General features: G+C 38.1%; 16 protein-coding genes, 1 tRNA gene and 1 pseudogene. 9 read left to right on the forward strand and 9 right to left on the reverse strand.

The window, feature by feature from the left end; genetic code table 11:
* The first annotated feature begins 2 nt into the window (after positions 1-2).
* Together B091_RS0110380 and B091_RS0110385 are read left to right on the forward strand one after the other, a co-directional pair.
* Positions 3-77 (forward strand) — tRNA-Val (locus B091_RS0110380).
* Between the two features lie 149 nt (positions 78-226).
* Positions 227-1,099 carry an EamA family transporter gene (locus tag B091_RS0110385; RefSeq protein ID WP_018109931.1) on the forward strand — a complete coding sequence of 291 codons (873 nt, stop codon included), beginning with the start codon at positions 227-229 and terminating at the stop codon, positions 1,097-1,099.
* 96 nt (positions 1,100-1,195) lie between these two features.
* Here the strand turns inward: B091_RS0110385 and B091_RS0110390 are convergent, their stop codons facing one another.
* Entirely contained in the window at positions 1,196-1,726 is a 531-nt protein-coding gene (locus tag B091_RS0110390) for a cupin domain-containing protein (RefSeq protein WP_018109932.1), read from the reverse strand.
* A gap of 318 nt (positions 1,727-2,044) precedes the next feature.
* On the opposite strand from B091_RS0110390, the gene B091_RS0110395 reads away from it, so the two are divergent.
* On the forward strand, positions 2,045-2,596 hold the full coding sequence (locus tag B091_RS0110395) for a pentapeptide repeat-containing protein (RefSeq protein ID WP_018109933.1): 552 nt from the start codon (positions 2,045-2,047) through the stop codon (positions 2,594-2,596).
* Here B091_RS0110395 and B091_RS12650 read toward each other — a convergent pair.
* Together B091_RS12650 and B091_RS0110400 are read right to left on the reverse strand one after the other, a co-directional pair.
* Entirely contained in the window at positions 2,564-2,719 is a 156-nt protein-coding gene (locus B091_RS12650) for a hypothetical protein (RefSeq protein WP_155888327.1), read from the reverse strand. The genes B091_RS0110395 and B091_RS12650 overlap by 33 nt on opposite strands.
* Positions 2,720-2,730: 11 nt before the next feature.
* Positions 2,731-4,275, reverse strand: a complete 1,545-nt coding sequence (locus B091_RS0110400; RefSeq protein WP_018109934.1) for a M20/M25/M40 family metallo-hydrolase — start codon at positions 4,273-4,275, stop codon at positions 2,731-2,733.
* A gap of 145 nt (positions 4,276-4,420) precedes the next feature.
* Here B091_RS0110400 and B091_RS0110405 point away from each other — a divergent pair, with 145 nt between their 5' ends.
* On the forward strand, positions 4,421-5,215 hold the full coding sequence (locus B091_RS0110405) for an N-acetyltransferase (RefSeq protein ID WP_018109935.1): 795 nt from the start codon (positions 4,421-4,423) through the stop codon (positions 5,213-5,215).
* Positions 5,216-5,312: 97 nt separating this feature from the next.
* Here B091_RS0110405 and B091_RS0110410 read toward each other — a convergent pair whose 3' ends face one another.
* The 4 genes from B091_RS0110410 to B091_RS0110425 form a co-directional block, all read right to left on the reverse strand.
* Positions 5,313-7,940 carry a hypothetical protein gene (locus B091_RS0110410; RefSeq protein ID WP_155888330.1) on the reverse strand — a complete coding sequence of 876 codons (2,628 nt, stop codon included), beginning with the start codon at positions 7,938-7,940 and terminating at the stop codon, positions 5,313-5,315.
* A gap of 6 nt (positions 7,941-7,946) precedes the next feature.
* Positions 7,947-10,595: a hypothetical protein gene (locus B091_RS0110415; protein ID WP_018109937.1), complete on the reverse strand. Its 2,649-nt coding sequence runs from the start codon at positions 10,593-10,595 to the stop codon at positions 7,947-7,949.
* Positions 10,596-10,618: 23 nt separating this feature from the next.
* Positions 10,619-11,515 (reverse strand): FimB/Mfa2 family fimbrial subunit, encoded by an 897-nt coding sequence (locus B091_RS0110420; RefSeq protein WP_034525144.1) that lies wholly within the window; start codon positions 11,513-11,515, stop codon positions 10,619-10,621.
* 84 nt (positions 11,516-11,599) lie between these two features.
* Complete coding sequence (locus tag B091_RS0110425) at positions 11,600-12,808, reverse strand: hypothetical protein (protein ID WP_018109939.1); 1,209 nt, start codon at positions 12,806-12,808, stop codon at positions 11,600-11,602.
* Between the two features lie 933 nt (positions 12,809-13,741).
* Here B091_RS0110425 and B091_RS0110430 point away from each other — a divergent pair.
* Complete coding sequence (locus B091_RS0110430) at positions 13,742-14,671, forward strand: cation diffusion facilitator family transporter (RefSeq protein WP_018109940.1); 930 nt, start codon at positions 13,742-13,744, stop codon at positions 14,669-14,671.
* Between the two features lie 2 nt (positions 14,672-14,673).
* Here B091_RS0110430 and B091_RS0110435 read toward each other — a convergent pair whose 3' ends face one another.
* Positions 14,674-16,518, reverse strand: coding sequence for an LTA synthase family protein (locus B091_RS0110435; RefSeq protein WP_025069587.1), 1,845 nt, complete (start codon positions 16,516-16,518; stop codon positions 14,674-14,676).
* A gap of 220 nt (positions 16,519-16,738) precedes the next feature.
* Here B091_RS0110435 and purB point away from each other — a divergent pair, with 220 nt between their 5' ends.
* From purB to asnS, 3 genes are all read left to right on the forward strand, one after another.
* The gene (gene purB / locus B091_RS0110440) at positions 16,739-18,085 is read left to right on the forward strand and encodes an adenylosuccinate lyase (RefSeq protein ID WP_018109942.1); all 1,347 of its coding nucleotides are present in this window, start codon (positions 16,739-16,741) and stop codon (positions 18,083-18,085) included.
* A gap of 63 nt (positions 18,086-18,148) precedes the next feature.
* Positions 18,149-19,417: a pseudouridine synthase gene (locus B091_RS0110445; protein ID WP_018109943.1), complete on the forward strand. Its 1,269-nt coding sequence runs from the start codon at positions 18,149-18,151 to the stop codon at positions 19,415-19,417.
* A 66-nt stretch (positions 19,418-19,483) separates the two neighbouring features.
* A complete protein-coding gene (gene asnS, locus B091_RS0110450; RefSeq protein WP_018109944.1) occupies positions 19,484-20,887 on the forward strand; it encodes an asparagine--tRNA ligase in 1,404 nt (467 codons plus the stop codon).
* Positions 20,888-20,971: 84 nt separating this feature from the next.
* On the opposite strand, the pseudogene B091_RS12130 reads toward asnS, so the two are convergent.
* A pseudogene (locus B091_RS12130) lies at positions 20,972-21,684 on the reverse strand (LytR/AlgR family response regulator transcription factor).
* Positions 21,685-21,776: 92 nt separating this feature from the next.
* Here B091_RS12130 and B091_RS0110460 point away from each other — a divergent pair.
* Positions 21,777-22,166 (forward strand): transposase, encoded by a 390-nt coding sequence (locus B091_RS0110460; RefSeq protein ID WP_018109945.1) that lies wholly within the window; start codon positions 21,777-21,779, stop codon positions 22,164-22,166.
* Positions 22,167-22,295 lie beyond the last annotated feature (129 nt).

The raw sequence follows: 22,295 nt of genomic DNA on the forward strand, positions 1-22,295 counted from the left end.
TCGGGCGTTTAGCTCAGTTGGTTTAGAGCATCTGCCTTACAAGCAGAGGGTCGGCGGTTCGAATCCGTCAACGCCCACATCCTAAGAAGGAGCAGTTACAATACTTTGTAGCTGCTTTTTCACATCAAAGGGGTATCTTTCTCGTTTTAACCTAGCCTAAATCCTTACATAAGAATACACGCTCGTTTATTCAGATTTTAGTTTATATATATTAAAATAGTAATCGATGAAGAAATCTTCTTCTAATAGAGCAGTTCCTGCCGTTCTCATGTCAATGATTAGTGTGCAGGGTGGAGCTTCAATAGCTAAACGTATTTTCCCTGTAATGGGAGCAAGTGGTACAAGTACACTGCGAATCGGGTTATCCGCGATTATACTATTCTTAATTCACCGTCCCAATCTTTTTAATGTCACACGCCAGCAATGGAAAACTGTAATCCCTTACGGTTTGCTTCTTGGTGGTATGAATCTCCTGTTTTATCTCGGAATTAAACGTATCCCCCTTGGGTTAGGCGTAACTGTAGAGTTTCTTGGCCCATTAATGCTTGCCTTACTCGGCTCTCGCCGAGTTCAAGATCTAGTTTGGGCTTTGCTTGCAGGAGTCGGCATCTTCCTTATTGTCCCATGGAGTGGAGATAGTGGGATAGATCCCATAGGTTTACTCTTTGTTTTACTTGCAGGAATCTGTTGGGCACTCTATATTGTTATGGGTGGTCGGATCTCGCACTTGATGCGTAGTCGGGATGCTGTGCCTATTGGGCTTTGTGTTGCTGCACTTTTTATCTTACCTTTTGGTATATTCAGTGGAGAGCTGTCTAATATTACTCCTCGATACTTTTTGATGGGATTAGCTGTTGCAATCTTTTCGAGTGCCATTCCTTTTACGCTCGACTTCATAGGGCTCAAGAACCTTCCATCTAAGACTTTTAGCATCTTAATGAGTCTTCACCCAGCTTTCGCCGCCTTCTTTGGTCTAATCTTCTTAAATGAGTTCCTGAGTGCGAGTCAATGGCTATCTATCGGCTGTATCATTACGGCTAGCATTGGTTCTGTGGTTGCGGTACATCGTCAGGAGGTTAAGAGTAGTCGAGTGGGTTGATTTGAAGAGCAACAAAATTAGATGTTTTAAAGAAAAGGCGCTGGATTAGTATAAATAATCAAGCGCCTTTTCTTTATGATAGGTTATAGCATAAACTTAGTCGTGATCGTGGTGATCTGCATCCGACTCTGCTTTTGTTTGGTGTATTGTGCCATGCTCATGCTCGGGTTTGGCATAGATAGAATATAGTTTTAGAGGTTTATCACCTGTATTCTTGATGTTATGCCATTTTCCTGTCGGAACAAAGATGGCATCATCTTCACTGGCTTTACGAACAAAATTAAGGTTGTCCTTTTCATCTCCCATCAATACTTCTGCTTCTCCTTCTTCAATTCTTAGAAACTGCTCAATGTCGGAGTGAATCTCGAGTCCTACCTCTCCTCCTACAGGTATTGACATTACAGTTAGCTGTAGGTGATCTCCTGTCCAGATGGTTGTTCTAAAGGTCTCGTTTTCTATGGTGTAATCATCAATGTTGATTACCAACGGGTCTTTACCATAATCCTTAAGTACCACTTCGGACTTGAGTTTTACTTCATTTGGCTCCTGCTTTTTGTCATTTGTTGTTTGCTGGCAGGATGATAGCGCAACCAAGATTAGTCCTAAATAGAAAGTCTTTTTCAACATGTTTTCTCTTATTTTGATTAATAAATTATTCAATAGTGGTTATAGCTCTTGTTTTTTATTTATTTTCTTCCTCTTGCCCTTTCAAGGCTTCAACACCGAGATTACTAAAAATACAAGTACTTGTATAGTTTCCCAAATCCTATTAAAGATATGGATACTAAACCAAAAATAAAATTATATAGGTAACTTGTTTCCACTTAAAGCTTTGTAAGACTGTGTGATAGTAGAGATTGGGTATTATGTGGATGTTATGGCTTGCTACAATTGGTAAATCGGGAAGACTTTGCAATCTTTGTAGTTAGTTTAAACAGATTTAAAATGGAAAATCAGACACTAGAGAATATCAATTTTAATGAGGTCGAATTAGAGCAAGAGTATTATAACTGTGTATTTATTTCGTGCGACTTTTCAAAAAAAATGCTCGATAATACTTCGTTCGATACCTGCGAGTTTAGACAGTGCGATTTCACTCTCGTGAAGTTTGTGGATACCCTCCATGAGGTCAAGTTTACTGAGTGTAAGGTAATTGGTGCCGATTTTACGAATTTGAATAAGTTTTCAAACTCTCTGTCTTTCGAGAGTACACTACTCAACTACGCCAATTTTGTTTCGATTAAAATAAAAAATACGCTATTCACAGGTTGTAGCCTTCATGAGGCCTACTTTGATAGCTCTGACATTTCTGGCGCTGTTTTTGAAGATTGTGATCTACTCAGAACCTCTTTCAATCAGACTAACCTAGAGCGAGTAGACTTTTCGAGCTCATATAATTTTTCAATCAACCCCAACGTCAATCGCTTGAAGAAAACAATTTTTCCTGAGAGTGGGTTGAGGGGATTAGTTGCGCATTTGGATATTGTGATAAAGTAAGTCGGCTGAGAAAAGGGCTTTACCTACAGGTAATTTATCTAAGTTCTCTTTAAAGAACAGATTAGGCTTTGTTCCGTAAACGTATTCTGACTGGCTATATTTCTCGTCCCAATGGGTTTTCATTTGTCTATCTGTTAATAAGTTTTCATTAATTCTTTAAAATACCACTCTACACGACCGAAGTTCTCAATAGAGATGTACTCGTTCTGGTTGTGGATAGTACGTTGTTCGTACAGGTTTAATTCGTAGGGGAGTAAGCGATATATATTATCCGAAACAATCTGATATTTATAAGCGTCGGTTCCTCCAATTGTGATGTATGGAGTTGTGATTGCCTGAGGATAAATCTGACTCAAAGTCTGTCCGATAATCTCATAGCCTCGCACCTGGATAGGGGATATGCCCGAAGGTTCGCGCTGCGAGATAATCTCGGTTTTAACCTGATAATCTTTGCATATCTTGTCTACGTGTTCTAAGACTTGTGCTACAGTGTTACCTGGAAGAATTCGGAAGTTAACTGTAACCGTCGCTTCCGAAGCCAAGACATTGGGCGCATCGCTACCCTTAGCCATGGTTATGGCGGTGGTTGTGCGAACTAGTGCATTGGATGCTGGAGCTTTTTCAAGGAAACTCAGTAGCACAGGTTTTAGTAACCATTGGTTGGCAATAGCCATTCTTGAGGTGAAATTCATCTCACCACCAATATTAGTAAGGAAGTCAGCAATGGGGCTAATAATTTCTGCAGGAAACTGCTCGGTATTGAGCTTGTCTATAATCTCAGCAGCATAAACTAGTGAGCTCTTGGCAGGAGGCATTGAGGAGTGTCCACCTAAACCTTTGACAGTAAGTTCTAGCGTAAGAAATCCCTTTTCTCCAATTCCTACTAGGGCTAAAGGTTGCTTTATAGCCTCTAATGCTGAACCTGGAGCAGCAATGATTCCACCTTCGTCGTAAACAGCATCGAAGCTGAGCCCTTTGCTTTTCAGATAATCAGCAATCTTAACTGCGCCTTCTCGTCCGCTAACCTCTTCATCGTGTCCAAAGGCAAACCAAATATCTCTCTGGGGTTCAAAACCTTCTTCAATAAGGTTATTCGCACCCTCCATTAACGAAAATAGCATCACTTTCATGTCCAATGTACCTCTACCATAAATACGCCCATCAACTACAGCTCCTGAGAACGGTGAATAATCCCATTTATCTGGGTAAGCACTTATCGGAGGAAGGGGTTTGTCGTTTGGTTGGAAGATTGTATCGGTTGCTATTTCTGTTGTTGGATCATAGCCTGCAACAGGAACAACATCGTAATGTGATAGAAATAAGATGGGCTTTAGGCTGCTGTCTTTTCCTTTCCAACGAAATAGTAATCCGTAAGTATTTACCGAGTCGGTCTCCATAGTCTGATAAACCATCGGATAAGTTTTCTTAAGATAAGATTTAAACTCATCGAAAGGCTTGAAATTGGTTTCACTATAGGGTTGGGTACTGACGGTTGGGATTCGGATTCCACCGGCAAAATTACGTATGGCTTTATCGGTTGGTTTGAAATCTACAATAGAAGCGTGTTGATTTTCATTCGATAGCTTGCCAAACGGATATATTGCTGTTTTGATAACCAAGAAGGCTATAAAAACAACGAGTAGAAGCACTAGAGTTTTCAGGATTTTCTTGACTTTCATATCTGTATTATGAGTTATTACTTACTGTAGATTCATAACATAGTTTTCAGGCTTTATGTTCGCTGTAGATAGCTAGTTTAAAAGGCAGTGATAAGAGATTTTTATTTTATATTTAGTGTGTAATATCAATCAGTAAGAATTAAATATGAATCTAAACCATCAGAACTCAGACTTCATTACCTTAACCAAAGATAACCTCGATGAAGAACATATTTGTTGTGCGATAAGCTCTAAAGAGTGTAAAGAAGGGTATAACTTGAAAAAAGAGTGGCTTCGAGCAGAACTTGAAGCAGGTTATGTATTTCGAAAACTTAATGCCAGAGCAAAAGTGTTTATCGAGTATGGTCCTGCTGAAAAGGCTTGGGCACCTATTGATGCTCCTGATTTTCTGATGATTAATTGCTTTTGGGTCTCAGGACAGTATAAAGGCAAAGGATATGGTAAAGCTCTTTTAGCTTCAGCCTTGAGTGATGCAAAAGCACAACATAAATCAGGGTTGGTTACCGTTACGGGGACAAAGAAACTTCCTTTTATGAGTGATCCGAAGTGGCTCTTGAGTCAAGGGTTTCAAGTCGTCCAAACCTTACCCAATGGTTTTAAACTTTTGGCTAAGTTAATTCAACCTGAAACTCAACTACCCCAGTTTAAATCTTCAGTTTTGTCGGGTGAATCCCCCAATAAATCAGGGCTGGTAGCCTATTATTCGAATCGTTGTCCTTTTGCTCCCTTTTATGTCGAAAAGGAATTACCTCAAATTGCAGTTCAAAGATCTATACCTCTTCAACTTATAAAACTTGAATCTTTTGTTGAGGCTCAGCAGGCTCCAACACCGGCTACAGTCTTTAGTTTGTTCTATAATGGTAAGTTTATTACTACAGATATCAGTATTTGTCTACCTAAGCGATTTGATAAGTTAATTCCTTCATTGGCGATCGATTGATGTAGATATAAAAACTCTAAAAGATCAAGGGTGTGATTCTAAATTTAGAATCACACCCTTGATGCCATTTTACTATTATATGAATTTAAACAGAATCCTATTTAACTGAATTAATACCGTGAAACTCGGCTCTATCAACAGCCCAAGCTAGCACGTTAGCAAAGAAAACAGCGTTGTGGACGAGACCTGTTCTGGTTGAGGATCCTGGTCCGTAACCGTCTTTTGGTATTGGTCTATCCTCACCATCCACTAAAAATGGGCAGTAAGTATGTACCTTTATTGTTGCAGATCTTCCAGCTTGAGAAATAAAGCCTGCATCCCCTATAAAGAATAAGTTGTACTTGGTATGTCTAAATATACATACGCCCTTATCAGGTGTTGTTTTTTCTTTTCCGTAAGGAATCCCCAAGCTATAAACCACCATATCCTCACTTGGTATACCTGTAACTGTTCGAGTATCAGATGCATCTTCTCCCCAGAACTTTCCATGTACCGAACCAAATGGTCCATCTGAGACTACATCTCCGGGTTGTGTAATAAAGGCATAGTTCGTTCCTGCTCCTCCAGAATCATGAGCTTTTACTGAAATGTCTAAGCCACTTCCGCTATATAGCTTCTTGAAGAAATCATCTATCGCGTCTATAGTTTCACTCATAAAAATCATCGTTCCTCCTTTTTTAAGATACTCCACAGCTATAGAATTCATCTCTTTTGTGTCGTCACTTTTATCTTGACCAGTATATCCCCAAATGAGAATATCTGGATTCTTATTTATGGCACTTCTTAGCTTTTGTAGGTCTTCTTTATAATTAGCATCGTCTATATGTATGAAATTCGTGAGTCTCTCAGATTTAATTGTACTCTTTTCAGTTAGTCCAAAGTTGTTTTGCGATTCTCTAAACCTATAGCTATGCGGTACTTCTATTTTATTGCCTCGATCTGTGCTGTACCCATATTCTAGATGACCTATTCCCACAATGCTCTTCTTCGTGTAAGCCATTTTAAGCTCTACAGAGCAGTTTTGATAGTTCTGACTATTCGGTGTTACTGTGAAAAATTTAGGGGTGGTGGTGGTGGCTGTACCGTCTCCTATCAGTTTTACAGTTTGATAGTAAAAGTCATCACTTTGCTTGGTCATTGCAAGTACGCCTTCGCCTTTGAATTCCAGGTTATCTATCTTATCCGAAACTATTTCATAGCGATGGCCAGATAGGTTCTCTCTAGAGCGAATACGAACTGATATGTAATTGCTAGAGTTCAATGGTAGTTTTGCCTGATAAACCCCATGAATCTTAGTCTCTTCACAAAGTATGTCGTAGGCTAATTTTGTCGTATTCTGTTTGACGTTTACGTTGAATTTATGGTTGTTGAGTTCTAGTTCAAGTATATCACTGATGACTTCATTGTTTGAGTTGTCAGTAAGAGTTTTGACCAAAATGTTTAGTTTATTGGTAGCTTGACTGACTTCTGCTTCAAATAGGCCACTAGTTTGCCATACAAATTGGATGTTGTCTTTGAGTTCTTGGATGTCGAGATTCGTCTGTATGTTAATATTCAGTTCTTGACCCACATGGTGTTCTTTGAAAAATAGGTCGGAACTGTTAATCCCAAGATACTTGTCTCCATAAATAAATCCTTCGTTTATGGCTTCATCCCAAGTAACTAGATCTACCTCAATATTCTTCGCATTAGATTTTAAAGCAGCCTCTTCAGTACTTGCCCCATTGCCTCTAACCCCTAGTATGTTAATAATATACCTGTGGTTACGAAGTACATCAATTGCTTTGTATTCACTGCCAGATGGTATATGAAGGTCAACTCTATAGTAGGTGGTAGTTGTAGAGTTTTCTGTTTGTCCACCTACAACAAAGGTCATAATCTCACGACTATCCTTACCTATGAGTTTTTGTTCAGGAATAAATATTTGAGAGGTAAACTCAGAAGGAGTAGATACTTCATATTTAAGCGGTTCTTGCTTAGCCTTTGTATTACTGGGTAACGTTGGTCGAGTTACTGCTCCATTTGGATCTAAACTTACTTGACTAGGGGCAATCGTTCCCTTATCAAGACTGTTGTAGATTGAGATGCTTTTTATTTGTAATGTATAAGCTTTAGGAGTATTCTTTGATTGATCTGTTGACGAAATAAAGTCAACTCGAGCCAGTGACCTGAGCAAGGTCACTTCAAACTTAGTTGGGCTATATCTCGTTCCTAAATTTTCGTCTAGTTGAACATGCTGGGCTTCACCCCAAAAAGGGAGTAAACGTGGAGTTTCTGTGTCCCATTTTCCATTTGTATCAAACGTTAGGTTTTCGTAAAAGTCTTCTTTTGTTGTTCCTTTACTGAGTGAAGGAAAATTATGATTGGCTACGATGACAAAGTCAACGATGTCATTATTACGCTCTATGTCGTTGATCTTTATTTTGTAGGCTTGCTCATCTGCGTTATAAGAGGAATCCTTATTGTCGATAACTACTTCTTGTGTGAGTTTTCCTTCTTTGAAAAGCAAGATTCGAAGTGTAGCTATGTCTATTTTATAGTTGTCAGCTTCTGATAAGGCTCGTGTTTGAGTCTCTATATTATCTGGTACATTGATAAAAAGAAAGAAGTCGTTCGATCTAGTGTCAGAATCACCTTTGACTAGTTCATCTTTAGTGCAAGAGACAATAATCATTAGACAACAGACGGCTAGTATTGATATTGTTTTATTATAAATCCGTTTCATGTTTCTTTATTTTAATCCGTATTCTGATGTATAAAAAGCCCACTCTAAGAGGTTGGCAAAGAATACAGAGTTTGTAGTTAATCGCATGCTGTATAGTTCTTTCGAAGCGGTGTACTTAACCTCACCTTCGTTTGCAAGTCTGTTATCTGAATCAAATAGCCACTGTTCTTCTGAAAGAAACTTATTGGCTCCTACCCAGAATAGTGGTAAGCTAGCTAGTCTACAGGCAGAAGTGGCGTAATCAAATTTGTCGGTTTTCTTACCGAACGGAACATTGCCAGTATACTTTAATACTTCTCCAAACGAGAGATTTGTTAGGCTTGTACTGTTATCAGGATCAAGCTTAATGTATTTAGTACCAAGTGCTCCAAAAGAACCATTGACACCCAAGTCCCAATCGTAAACAGGTAAGCGATATCTGTTGTGTAGATAGTCCCCTCTATTAGGAGTTATTGTATTGAATTTTGTGTTTAGACTGATTGCTTTAGGTGTGCCTGAAGTCACACCTAGTATGGTGAACAAGCTTATAACATGTGTAGGATTTGCATTGAATGCTAATACTATCCCTGGTGCACCTAACTCATTGCGTTGAGTCATAAAGTTCTTTAGAGCGATGGTTTGGTCTCTATTTAAACTATACCCATCTCCCCAAATAATAACATCGGGCTTTTCGCTTTGAATTAGTGCTGCTAGGTTATTGTCGCTAGACTCTCTGTAAGTTATCTGTTCAGCTTTCACCGTTGAGTTTGTAGCAGTACCGTAGTTGACTGTATTGGTGATTAATTTTATGAAGCTGCTACTATCAGATAGCTTGTTTTTACTTGAGCTGCCGTATAAACCCAAAATCTTTTTAGGGGTGTAGGCAAACGGAATGATTGCATTGAGATATGACTCCTCTTGTCCTGTAGCCAGAACGGTAAGTCTTTTGTTTTTAGCTCGAGTGCTTAGTCCTTTAATATTCAAAACCACATCTTGGTAGTCTAATCCGTTTTGAGCATCCACCATGACGTTGTCGAAAGTCCCGATGGTCTCTTCAATATAGACTCCTTCAATCTCTGAAGCGCTTAGTGCATAAGTTAGACCGTTAAGCTTTTCGTTTTTTGTTTTAGCATAAAGACGAACTCTTAGGGTATGTGTACCTTCGATCAGTGCTTGGTTTCTCACATAAACTCCGCTGACTGTGTAGTTGGTTGGTGAAATGTAGAAGTTGGGACGGCGTTCAGCTTGATATACTTTGACCCTAAAAGCATGATTCATAAGGTTGATATGGAGGGTTGCAGTTCGCTGCTGATCGGTATTCTCCGCTTTGGTAGTGATTACGATGCTTTTGGTTTGGGTGTTAAGATAAGCTTCGAAATATTCATTCTCATTGCTTGTACCATTATCCCATGTCAACTTCATTGATGAGTTCAGATCTCCGTTAATATTTGTTTTGTAGGGTATGGTTATTGAGCTTCCTTCCGTAAAGGGCAATTTGATATCTGAGGATTTCATACTAAAATAGTACTCTCCGTTGATAACTGATGAAAGCTCTTGATCATTCCATACCTCTAAGTTAAGCCATAAAGATGATTTTGCATTTAGGGCTTCTTCTGGTTCTTCTGTACCTGGAGTCTTAGCTCCTGCAAAGATAAAACTGTAGCTATGGTTTCTGAGTATCGAGTAGAACTCTTGAGGAGTTGGATCGCCGTCGTCGTATTTTGCGAAGTCAGCCCTGTAATATCTTTGCTGTCCTGCGTACTCAGGATTCTCCAAGTAAACACCCACTACTACAGACGTTACGTCTTTTCGTAATTGTTTGGGGGTGTGTTTTACTTCGGGGATGAAGATTGCATCATTATATGTTGTAGCCGGACTTGAGCTTAGATCGTAGAGTAGTGGGCTTTTATCAGCTTCTTCGATCGAAGAGGTTGACTGGCCATTGTTCATATTATACTTCACATCACTTGGTATTGTTGGCCTCAGAACATCTCCCGAACTGTTTAAGTTAGCGGGGTCAATGTAAATGGCCGATCGGTCATAACTACGATACACACGAACCGAAGCGATGTTTTTTATCTTGTAATTGTGATTTGTGGCATCGTAAAGAGTTTCATCAACACTCAGGTTGATTTTTGCAAGTGGGTTAATGAGTTTTAACGATGTTGATATAAATCTTCTGTTTGTTTTAAACTCAGAAGTACCGTATAATGTGTGATTTTGAGTATTAAGAATTCCACTGTATAAGTTGATAAGGTTGGTCTTACTGAAACTCTCAGAACTTTGTCGAGCAATAGGCTTAGGTCCTTTATAATCTTTCAAGGCCATCAAGTAGATTGTGCCATAATCTTTATCAGGAATTTTACATTTGATCTTGTAAGTGTGCTCCGAACTTAGATCTTTTGAAATACTGGTTCTGTCTTGTTGCGGAGAAAAAACAAATTCATCGGTTCCATTCTCTTTTTTCTGAAAAAGAAAGAATGAAAGCGACTCTTTGGTTAACTCTTGATTAACTGTTGTTTTAGAATTGCTAGCCGTAGCTTTATCTCTAAAGCTAATTGTTAATAAGGCATCTTCAGAAGGAGAATCCGTGTTTATATTATCCTCCGAATTGCACCCACTAAGTACAACTATCAGAGCAAATAAGATAGTTTTTATATTCTTAAAGTAATACATGGTGTGAAATTTTTTAGAGGTAATTAGTTTTGAGGTATAATAGGAGTACGACCCCATTCTTTTATTTTGGTATTTAATACACCGCTTCTGAATTCAAGTTCTACCTCTATTAGTGTTTCATTTCTTGTGTTTATAGAAATATTATTGTCTGCCATTAGCTTTTTCAGATTAACTACAGAAGCAAGAAATCCATTTGTTGCTTTATTTCTAAGTTCGATGCTTATCGAGTTATCATTCTTAAATCTTAAAACAGAGAAATCCATAACTCTTTTGTAATTATCCACTTCATCGCTACCACCTTCTTCTGTAATTTTGGGGCTACATAAGGTCTCGCTTGGCTTAAACAAACCCAGATCAAAACTGTAAACAGGAGTAGTGTTTGTAAGAGTGACTGTGACATCTCTTTTCTTGGGAGTCTTTGCAATTACCCTAAAGTTAATATGAGCTGATTGGTAAGTCAGTAAATCTGAAATTTCGATTGGAGCATCTTCAAAACTCCTAGGAACGTCGATCACTTTTTTAGAAAAATAGAGTCGATCGCTAGTTGCGTAATATTGGTCTCCTTTAGTCACTTTAATTTGAGCTTCAGATAATTTATGAGCGGACTCTACATATGTGTTTTTTCCGATATTGGCCCAAGGAACTATAGTGTGTTTGCCTTTTTTAAGTCCTCTAATTATTGATCCTGATACGAGTTGATTTTGATCTAAATCTATTTTGTCAACTAAGTATCCTTGGTCATTGTATATGTATAATGAGGAGTATTGTAAGTGGTCTATTAGAACATTAGTTGGCCCATCGGCTTTGTATTCATGTCTTAGTATAACTGTTGTAGCATTTTGGCAGCCTTTATCAGACTCCTTAAGGCAGCTAGTCAAACAAATCATGAGGAGCAGTAAAAAGCTGTATTTGTAGTTCATTATTATCATCTTATGAAGTAACACTCCTTGTTATCAGTAGGTGGAGTAAGCAAGGAGTGTATTATAGGAAGTATCTTTAGTTTCTTAGTTTTGAGGAATTATAGCTACATCTGTCCATGTTTGAAGTTCAGTAATGATGCTTAAGTCTCTTTGGTTTGCATTTGGAGTTGTCCCACCATCTCCAGGTTTGAACTCGTCTTTTTCCTCATTCTCTGCATTAGGGTCAGAAGGGTCTACATACTTGCCATCACCGGTCCAGTCGATTACGCCTAAGTCCATCGTGTAAACTTCAGATTCTTCAATGTTAAGTGCTGAGGGATCAACTAATGTTGAGTTAGTAGTATTTGCTTTAGCTAATCTAAGTGTAGCATACTCTGTGGTCGTTACGTTCTCAGCGTCTTTATATTCTAACTCAATGATTAGTTTTACGCTTTTATCCTTAGGTTTAACTCCAAGCGTGTTATCGGCTTCCTGTGGAAATATGTGATAAGCATAGGCTCTATTTGCTGTTGAAGGAAACATTGTTAGCTCATTTTCGCTCATATCAAATATACCGACTTCATTGAGTAGGCTTTTTAGTGCTTCACCAGTTGCAGTATTAACGTTGAGTTTACTATTGCTGTCTCCTCTTTCTGTTATTAGATTATCTAAGAATATCTTTTTTACTTTGAAATCAGATATTTCAGATGAATGCTTGATCTCACCATAGACTTGAATGCGGGCAATTGATGGTTTTAGATTGACAGTTGCCGTAAATACGTTGTTGCCTGTAAGTTCGTTAATAGCCGTTGACGAGTCTACTATCAATGATTCACCAAACATTTGTGCGTTTGCTACACCAGTGTGTCCTTCTTGCTCTTTTGGCTGAACCTCCTTTATCTTTGCTTTTAGTGCGATCTTTTTTATCTCGCTGTTGGGTGTTCCACTAGGTATTCTATCTTCCGAGTTGTTTTTGTTTACTATTAACGCTACACGGCTAATATTCCCGTTAATTTTCTCTAGAATAAAGCCTTTGTCTGATGTTAGGTCTTTCAGCCCTTTCTCATCAATATTATAGCTGCTATAAACTTTAGTCTCATCTAATAAATAAATATCAACGGTGTTGATATTAGATTTGGCATTTTGAGCAACTACAACATCTTGAGCTCTAGTCAAACTTGCGATATCTACCTTGAGCCTTAAGTCTCCTTCAAACGCTGTGTGGGTATTGTTTTTAAAAGAATCCTCGTTAGAATCGCACGAGGCTAAGCTGAGTGTGAATAAGCTCGAAAGGAATAAAAATTTAATTTTCATCTTTTGAATTTTACTTGTGTTGTTAACTATTGGATTATTTCCGGTGGCCAAAACTAGAGTTATATTTTGAAGAGTAATCCTATGTTATTGATCAATTAGTATTAATCCATGAAAAATTAAGTTAATTGAGGTTTGTGTTTCATTGGGATTTCATAATATGGTTGATTATGTAATTAATACTACCATAATGTATAAATCTATTTTTCTTTAATGGTTGTATTTTATGTTTGTGTTGTTCTTTTGTCTCTTGGGTGTCAGCTTTGGGTTATATCCATTAAGGTTTTTTTGTGTGTTTCAGTGCTTATATCGAGTGTTGGTGTTGCGTTGTATCAACTTTTATACTTGTTTGCAAACTGTTTTAAAGTGTTCTTTTATTAAGGATGTATACCTCGCTTTGTTAATCCTTTAGTGATCTAAACCTCTGTTATTAGCTATCTTTTGACTGTCGTTAATTCAAAGTAACTTTGATGAGAGTTAATATTGGTATGTTTTTTATGTTAATATATGTGTTTAAAGAAGTGTATATTTCTTTGTTGTTAATCTGATTATATCTGTGTTTATTATACTTGTAGTTGTGCTTGTAACTATTGGTATTGTGTTTTATAGGTTAGTGATGTAATAGGTAACTATAGGCTCTTTTAATTTTTTATTGGCTAAATATTCTTGTGTAGAAGTTACGGTAAAAATGAAGATGCTGATGAAATGCAGTTATGTTGAATTTTCTTAAGTTATTGAGACGTTAAAAATGAGTAAGTGGTTTTAGTATAATGAGTAGGTGGTTCGACAGCTCTGACTAACTCGTTTATAGTTATACTTATCAAAGCTTAAAAAGCCTGTTTTGACTTTATTACTAGTATAAGTTGTTTATCTTTGACGCTCATTTGTTGAAAAATTAAAGCAAGAACTTGCAATCTTTATTTTAAGGTCAAAATCATGGAGCAGGACAATAAAAGTCATCAAGTCTTAATTCGAACGTCGTGGATCAGTGCAATAGGAAACTTGATTCTATCAGTATCCAAAATTGTGGTCGGATTATTGGCTGGTAGCTTGGCTGTTTTGGGTGACGGTATAGATTCGGCAACGGATGTGGTGATTTCGATAGTGATGATTCTGACTGCATACATTGTTAATAGACCCCCATCTACCAAATATGCTTACGGGTATAAAAAAGCCGAAGGCATTGCTACCAAAATCCTCTCGTTAATTATTTTGTATGCAGGGGTTCAGATGTTTATCTCTTCGATTAAGGCCATGCTATTTGATACGGAGCGGGCTCTTCCAGGGATGTTGGCTATTTATGTTACGCTGTTTTCTATTATCGGTAAGTTGCTTTTAGCTTTGTATCAATACAAAAAAGGAAAGCATATTAACAGTCAACTTCTGATTGCCAATGCCATAAACATGCGAAACGATGTGTTAATTTCAGTGAGTGTTTTAATTGGGCTTCTCTTTACCTTTGTATTTAAAATGCCTCTTCTGGATGTTATTACCGGGCTGCTTATTAGCTTGTTTATTATTAAATCGGCTGTTGATATCTTTATGGACTCTAATGTAGAACTTATGGACGGAGTTCAAAATGAAGGGATTTACGAGGAGATTTTTAATGCTGTAGAACTAGTTCCTGGGGCAAGTAATGCACACCGTGTCCGTTCTCGCCAAATTGGTAATATGTATATGATCGCTCTTGATATAGAGGTCGATGGCAATCTGACTCTTATTCAAGCTCATCAAATTGCTAACAGAGTGGAAGATAGTATTCGTGATAATATCAAAAACGTGTATGACATTGTTGTGCATGTCGAACCCAACGGAAAAGATCATCCCGATGAAAAGTTTGGTATCGACAAAAAGATGATTAAGTAGTCTTACTTCTTATCCAAGTCTTGGTAGATAATCTGCAATAAAGCTTTTAACTGGTTTAAGCGTTGTTTACTCTCCACCTCTTCTCCTAAAGTTTGTACGCTGTCTGTTTGCAAATTGAGTATTGCTCCACCTTGATTGTCCCACAATCCTGCAAAACTGGGAAAGGCGAAATATCCAAAATGAGCTTCTTCTTCACTCAGCATATTTTTACTAAAGGTATAATCTTGAGTCGGTAAGTTTAATTGTGCCAACAAGGTTGCGGCTATATCAATTTGAGATCCAATTGTCTTAATCTCTTCTGCGTTTGCTACAGCGCCACCAGTCCAGATTAATGGGATATGGTAACGTACTAAGGAATCGTTAGGTAGGTTTTCAGGATATCCTCCCTGATGATCGGGTACAAAAATAACAAGGCTATTCTCCCAACGATTGAGTCGTTTTAATTCTGCTATAAAATCACCGATACAAGCATCAGTATAGGCGAAGGCATTTTCTTTGTTGTTTTCAAAAAGGCTCGCAGGAGCATCAAATGGCTCATGACTGCTAGAGGTTTGTATGGTATAGAAAATAGGAGAGGAGATTGTGTCTTCTTGAAGTATCTCAATAACCTTTTCGAATACAAAATGGTCGTCAACTCCCCATTTACTAAGCTGTTGAGTTATCGGAAAGTCTACATCGGATGTTATATCTGTGTATCCACCACTCTTTAAGAATGCCTTTTGGTTGGTGAAGTTGATATCTCCACCGTAGAAATAGTGTGGCCTATAGCCCACGCTGGCTAAGCTTTCCGAAATCATTGGGAGCTTCTGAGCTTTGCGTGGATATTTCATAATGCTTGTGTTGGGTTGTGCTGGGTAACCACTCAAGATAGCAGCCAAACCTCGGTCTGTTCTGAAGCTATTGGCATAGAAACTACTAAAGAATATCCCCTCCTTGCTTAGTTGATTTAGGTTGGGTGTAATGGGGCGTCCCTGACTTTGAGACTCCATAAGGGGAATTGAAAAGCTCTCTAGGATAACTAAGAAGATATCGGGTCTATCCGTATTCAAAAGAGGAGCTGGCACACTTAGTGAATCTGCCTGACTTGGCATGTGGAGTTCGCTGACAAGTTTCACAGCATCAGATAGTTCCATGTACTGAAATTGATTTCCAAAGTTTTTATCTTTTATTGCCGATTCCATAAAGCTAAACAACGGGTTAATAGCTGCTTGATTGAGCTTTTCGTCGGTGCTGAAATAGGCACGGCTTACATTCATGGTCGAAACAGTCCAGCCCCCTCGAATGCCAAGAAAACATAGGCCGATAGCAAAGAGTAGTACAATGCTATTTCTTAGTTTATTCTGTGCTGGGATCAGCCAGTATTGGGGTTTCAGACTAACTTTTCTGATTGTTTTGTATATCGCTATAATAAGGACTGGAGTAGCAATAATTCCCAAGACATACTCCCCTGTTGTAATACTTGCCATGGCACTGTTGGGAGAGGAGAGGAAATAGAAAACAGGTGTGCTATCTAAGCGAAATCCCCAGTAGCTATAGAGTTGTAAATCGAGAATATAGAGTGCGCCAATGGCTATACTGATTAAAAAATTATAGCCCAAAAGTATGTTGACAAGCCATCTACTTGTTATAAAAACACTGACAAGTCTGATAAGTAGCGGTAGGGCTACTAAATAAGAAGACATGGTGACGTCCAGAGGAAAGCCCGCTTTGATAATGCTAAGCACCGTAGAAAAGTCTAATGTCTCGTAGAGTCGTGCATGAAAAAAGACAAAGACTAGCTTCATGCAGATGAAAAGTAGTAGATAAACAATAAACTGTTTTAGGATGGAAAGTCCTCTTTGTATCATAATTCTTATTTTAATAATCGATTTTCATGCAAATATATAAGCTTCAAATAACATCTCAATTCTATTTTAGTATTATCATTGATAAGTTTGTCTTTTAAAGAGATAAGGGGCTATTAAGCATAGGGTTTTGAATTCATTTAATCTGGAGGAATTTTGTATTGTAATACTTCATTAGTCAATAAAAAACGTTAGTTTTGTATTTTGTCAAATAGCTTAATTTATGAAACTCGACCTACTCACTGCTATATCACCTATTGATGGCCGATATAGAGGTAAAACAGAAGTGTTAGCTTCTTATTTCTCAGAATATGCACTTATTAAATACAGAGTGCAAGTTGAAATTGAATACTTTATTGCACTATGTGAATTACCTTTGCCACAGTTGCAAGGTGTAGATTCAGCAGTGTTTGTTAAGTTACGTTCTATTTATGACGATTTTTCAGAGGCTGATGCACAACGCATAAAAGACATTGAGGCTGTAACCAACCACGATGTTAAGGCTGTAGAATATTTTATTAAAGAAGAATTTGATAAAATTGGTGGCTTAGAAGCTTACAAAGAGTTTATTCACTTTGGTTTGACTTCTCAAGACATTAATAATACCTCCATTCCGTTATCAATTAAAGATGCGTTGAATGATGTTTATTACCCTATGCTTGAAGAGCTGTTGGCTAAATTAAATGAATATGCTGAGCTTTGGAAGGATATTCCAATGTTGGCAAAGACTCATGGTCAACCAGCTTCCCCAACTCGTTTGGGTAAAGAGATTAAGGTGTTTGCTTATCGTATTGAAGAGCAATTCAAAACGTTGAAGACTGTGCCTATTACAGGTAAATTTGGAGGAGCAACGGGCAATTTTAATGCACATTGCGTAGCCTACCCTTCAGTAAACTGGAAAGAATTTGGAGCTAACTTCTTATCGAAACACTTGGGTGTTATTCGTGAAGACTATACTACTCAAATTTCGAACTACGACCATGTTGCAGCACTCTTTGATGCATTGAAGAGAATCAACACAATCGTACTAGATCTAGACCGTGATTTCTGGCAGTATATCTCTATGGAATACTTCAAACAGAAAATCAAAGCTGGTGAAGTTGGTTCAAGTGCTATGCCTCATAAGGTTAATCCGATTGATTTTGAAAATTCTGAAGGTAATTTAGGCCTAGCCAATGCTATTTTTGAACATCTAGCACATAAATTACCCATTTCAAGACTGCAACGTGATTTAACAGATTCGACAGTGCTTAGAAATGTAGGTGTTCCGTTGGGACATACCTTGATTGCTTTCCAAAGCACCCTAAAGGGATTGAATAAACTTTTATTAAATGACAAAGCGATTCATCACGATTTAGACAATTGCTGGAGTGTGGTAGCTGAGGCTATTCAAACTATTCTTCGTCGTGAAGGATATCCTAATCCTTATGAAGCGCTCAAAGCGTTGACTAGAACAAATAGCATCGTTAATGAGGTGTCTATTCATGAATTTATTGATGGACTTGACATCAGTGCAGATCTTAAAAAAGAATTAAAGGCGATTACTCCCCAGAACTATACCGGGATGTAACTGTTTCTATAATAATTTAAACGTGTAGGCCGTGAGGCCATTACTAATTATTACCACATAAAAATGGAAAGAGAAAAAGACAATTGGCAGGACTCTCCGCAGACTGGCCGTGAGGCGAATAGAGATCATAACAGTGCAAACCCTCGTAAAATAATACGACGCAGTGCTGGTTCTACGAGCCATTCAGATAATAGAGATAGACGCGATGATAGATCATCGTCAAGTTACCCAAGAAGAGATTCGGGTAGCTATCAAGATAGACGCCCAAGTGGCGGTAATCGCTCTTACGGTAATAAACCTTATGGTGAGCGTTCGGATTCTTCAAGTCGATTCAGCCGTCCTGAAAGAAGAGACGAAAGACCTGGGGGATATTCAAGCGATAGAGGCCAAAAATTTGGTGAACGTAAAAGCTTTACTCCAAGATCAAGCGAGGGTTCTTCTTACGAACGTCGTGAAGATTCAAGAGAAGGTGGATCTTATTCATCAGAGAGAAAATCATTCACTCCACGTGGAGAAAGATTTAATCGCCCTCAACGTAGTGCTGATTACAATCCGAACGATAAATACTCTAAACGTAAACAGATTGAGTATAAACAACAATTCGTTGATCCAACAAAACCAATTCGTTTGAATAAATACCTTGCTAACGCTGGTATCTGTTCAAGACGTGAAGCTGATGAGTTAATCGAGTCGGGTTCTATTACGGTTAATGGTGTAGTTGTAACGGAATTGGGTACTAAAGTTATGCGTACCGACCAGGTTAAGGTAAACGAAAAGGTTGCTGAGCTAGAGCAAAAAGTATATGTTCTTCTTAACAAGCCCAAAGATTGTGTGACTACAATGGACGATCCTCAAGAACGTCGTACGGTTATGGATCTTGTTAGTGATGCTTGTAACGAAAGAATATATCCTGTTGGTCGTTTAGACCGTAGAACTACTGGTGTTCTGTTATTAACGAACGATGGTGATTTAGCGTCTAAGCTAACACATCCAAAGTACGAGAAGAAAAAGATTTACCACGTAACTACTGATGTAAACGTTACAAAAAATGATATAGATCGTATCGCTGAAGGTATTGAACTTGAAGATGGTCTAATCAAAGCCGATACTATTGGTTATGTTGACGACGAAAAGCGCAATCAGGTTGGTCTTGAAATCCATTCAGGTAAAAACAGAATTGTACGTCGTATCTTCGAGAGTTTAGACTATAAAGTAGTTAAACTTGATCGTGTACTATTTGCTGGTCTAACCAAAAAAGGACTACGCCGTGGTGAGTGGAGATACCTGACAGAACAAGAAGTAGCCTTCTTGAAAATGGGATCATTTGATTAATAATAAATTACCCGATAGCGAGCCTTTGGCTTGCTATCGGAGATAAAATAAGACGTAAAATTTAATATGGAAAGAATTGGTAGAACAAAAATTGTTGACCTATTAAAGAGAGCAGACTTTGGAGCTAAGGTTAACATTAAAGGATGGGTTCGTACCCGTAGAGGTAGCAAAAAAGTTAGTTTTATTGCACTAAATGATGGTTCTACGATCAATAATGTGCAAGTAGTGGTTGACCTAGCAGGTTTCGACGAAGAAATGCTTAAGAAAATAACAACTGGCGCTTGCCTTAGTGTTAATGGTATCTTAGTTGAATCGATGGGACAAGGTCAGAATGCAGAAATTCAAGCTTCTGAGATTGAAGTACTTGGTGTTTGCGACAATACTTACCCATTGCAAAAGAAAGGTCATACCTTAGAATTCTTACGCGAGATAGCTCATTTACGTCCACGTACTAATACGTTTGGCGCTATTTTTAGAATACGTCATAACATGGCTTATGCTATTCATAAGTATTTCCACGATAGAGGTTTTTTCTATTTCCACACACCGCTAATTACAGGCTCTGACGCCGAAGGTGCTGGAGAGATGTTCCAAGTAACTACGCTTGATTTAGATAATGTCGCTAAAGATGAGAACGGAAAAGTTGACTATAAAGAAGATTTCTTCGGAAAAGAAACCAACTTAACTGTTTCTGGTCAGCTCGAAGGTGAGCTTGCTGCTACTGCACTAGGCTCAATTTACACCTTTGGCCCAACATTTAGAGCTGAGAATTCAAACACTCCTCGTCACCTTGCTGAGTTTTGGATGGTTGAACCCGAGGTTGCTTTCAACGACAACAACGACAATATAGAATTGGCTGAAGACTTTATTAAGTATTGTATTCAGTGGGCTCTTGACAACTGTCTTGATGACCTGAAGTTCTTAGAAGAGCATTTTGACAAAGGTCTTCTTGAAAGACTTCAAAATGTTGTTGGTGTAGAATTCAAGCGCGCTACTTACACAGAAGGTGTTAAAGTTCTAGAAGAAGCTGTTGCTGCTGGTCATAAATTTGAGTTCCCTGTTTATTGGGGTGCTGATTTGGCTTCTGAGCATGAGCGTTACCTAGTTGAAGTACATTACAAACGTCCAGTTATTATGACTGATTACCCTAAGGAGATTAAGGCTTTCTACATGAAGCTTAACGAAGATGGTAAGACTGTTCGTGGTATGGACGTGTTGTTCCCTAAGATTGGTGAAATCATCGGTGGTTCAGAACGTGAAACAGATTATGAAACACTAAAGAAACGTGTCGAAGACAATAATATTCCAATGAGTGATATGTGGTGGTATTTAGATACTCGCAAATACGGATCTTGTCCTCATTCAGGCTTTGGTTTAGGCTTTGAGCGTTTGCTATTATTCATCACAGGAATGTCAAACATTCGCGATGTAATTCCTTTCCCAAGAACTCCGAATAACGCAGACTTCTAATTATTACTATTAGTAGATTATATAAATAGATCGGGCTACTTTCTTTCGTGAGAGTAGCCCGATTTGTTTTGTAGAAAGCATTTTCTATTTGCTAATTAAGTTCTTATAAACTGTAGAGTTGAGCAGTTCTTCTCGACGAGGTTTTGCAATCGGTAAGCTTACTCCCAACATGCTAACTTGTCCACCAGATATTTTCTCAATATGTGTTAGGTTTATGAGATAGGATCGGTGGATTCTGAAGAAGTAATCTTTGGGCAACATCTCTTCTAATGAGGTCATGGTTTGGTGGATGGTTAGTACGGTGTTGCTGAAGTACAGCTTAATGTAGTTTTGCATGCCTTCGGCATAGTATAGGTCTTGCCAGTCAATCCGTTTAAAAGCATCGCCTTGCCTAACGTACATTTGCGTTTGAATGGATTCGTGTTGATTTAGGCTAAGTAGCTTGGCTTGATGTAGATTTTGCGCTTTCGATACTGCCTGAAAAAAACGTTGAAAGGGTATTGGTTTCAATAAATAATCAACAACATCAAGTCGAAAACCATCGAGTGCATACTCTGAATAGGCTGTTGTTATAATGGTTAAAGGAGGATTATCAAGCGATTCTAAGAACTCTAAACCTGTAAGGTGAGGCATGTTAATATCCAAGAACATCAGGTGTACTTCGTTTTTTTAAGGATATTGGCCGCTTCGATAGCCGAAGAGCATACTGCTTCAACTTCAAGGAAATCGAGTTTACTAATATAGTGTACGATGCCTTTCATGGCGATAGATTCGTCATCTACAACCATACATTTCATGACACCCTCTCATAAAGTGTGTAAGTTAAAACGAACGGCTTGGGTAACAACTTTACCTGAGCCGTTGTTTTATAATAAAAAACTTAGACATTATGAAAACAGAAGATTTAATCCCCGATGAGTTCTTTAAACAGTTCAAAACAGGTGAAGAACTAAACAACTTTCTAAAGTCGATTCAAAAGCGAGGCATAGAGAAAATGCTCGAGGGTGAGCTAGATGATCATTTAGATTATGATAAGCATAGTCCTAGAAAAGAGGATAATAGCCGTAATGGATATTCTACGAAGACCATCAAAACCAGTTATGGTAATGACCAGATTAAAGTCCCTAGAGATCGCGATGCTAGCTACAATCCTATGATTATACCCAAACGTAAAAGTATGGTCGAAGGGCTAGAGAACGTCATTGTCTCTCTGTATGCCAAAGGAATGAGCGTGTCGGATATAGAGACACTCTCTCATAAAGTGTGTAAGTTAAAATGATCGGCTTGGGTAACAACTTTACCTGAGCCGTTGTTTTATAATAAAAAACTTAGACATGTATGAAAACAGAAGATTTAATCCCCGATGAGTTCTTTAAACAGTTCAAAACAGGTGAAGAACTAAACAACT

The organism is Bacteroides propionicifaciens DSM 19291 = JCM 14649, from assembly GCF_000375405.1.
GTDB classification, from domain to species: Bacteria; Bacteroidota; Bacteroidia; order Bacteroidales; family Bacteroidaceae; genus Bacteroides_E; species Bacteroides_E propionicifaciens.

Coding starts and splice junctions, on each gene's coding strand:
- B091_RS0110385 (WP_018109931.1), top strand. CDS start 227: ATGAAGAAATCTTCTTCTAATAGAGCAGTTCCTGCCGTTCTCATGTCA.
- B091_RS0110390 (WP_018109932.1), bottom strand. CDS start 1,726: ATGTTGAAAAAGACTTTCTATTTAGGACTAATCTTGGTTGCGCTATCA.
- B091_RS0110395 (WP_018109933.1), top strand. CDS start 2,045: ATGGAAAATCAGACACTAGAGAATATCAATTTTAATGAGGTCGAATTA.
- B091_RS12650 (WP_155888327.1), bottom strand. CDS start 2,719: ATGAAAACCCATTGGGACGAGAAATATAGCCAGTCAGAATACGTTTAC.
- B091_RS0110400 (WP_018109934.1), bottom strand. CDS start 4,275: ATGAAAGTCAAGAAAATCCTGAAAACTCTAGTGCTTCTACTCGTTGTT.
- B091_RS0110405 (WP_018109935.1), top strand. CDS start 4,421: ATGAATCTAAACCATCAGAACTCAGACTTCATTACCTTAACCAAAGAT.
- B091_RS0110410 (WP_155888330.1), bottom strand. CDS start 7,940: ATGAAACGGATTTATAATAAAACAATATCAATACTAGCCGTCTGTTGT.
- B091_RS0110415 (WP_018109937.1), bottom strand. CDS start 10,595: ATGTATTACTTTAAGAATATAAAAACTATCTTATTTGCTCTGATAGTT.
- B091_RS0110420 (WP_034525144.1), bottom strand. CDS start 11,515: ATGAACTACAAATACAGCTTTTTACTGCTCCTCATGATTTGTTTGACT.
- B091_RS0110425 (WP_018109939.1), bottom strand. CDS start 12,808: ATGAAAATTAAATTTTTATTCCTTTCGAGCTTATTCACACTCAGCTTA.
- B091_RS0110430 (WP_018109940.1), top strand. CDS start 13,742: ATGGAGCAGGACAATAAAAGTCATCAAGTCTTAATTCGAACGTCGTGG.
- B091_RS0110435 (WP_025069587.1), bottom strand. CDS start 16,518: ATGATACAAAGAGGACTTTCCATCCTAAAACAGTTTATTGTTTATCTA.
- purB (WP_018109942.1), top strand. CDS start 16,739: ATGAAACTCGACCTACTCACTGCTATATCACCTATTGATGGCCGATAT.
- B091_RS0110445 (WP_018109943.1), top strand. CDS start 18,149: ATGGAAAGAGAAAAAGACAATTGGCAGGACTCTCCGCAGACTGGCCGT.
- asnS (WP_018109944.1), top strand. CDS start 19,484: ATGGAAAGAATTGGTAGAACAAAAATTGTTGACCTATTAAAGAGAGCA.
- B091_RS0110460 (WP_018109945.1), top strand. CDS start 21,777: ATGAAAACAGAAGATTTAATCCCCGATGAGTTCTTTAAACAGTTCAAA.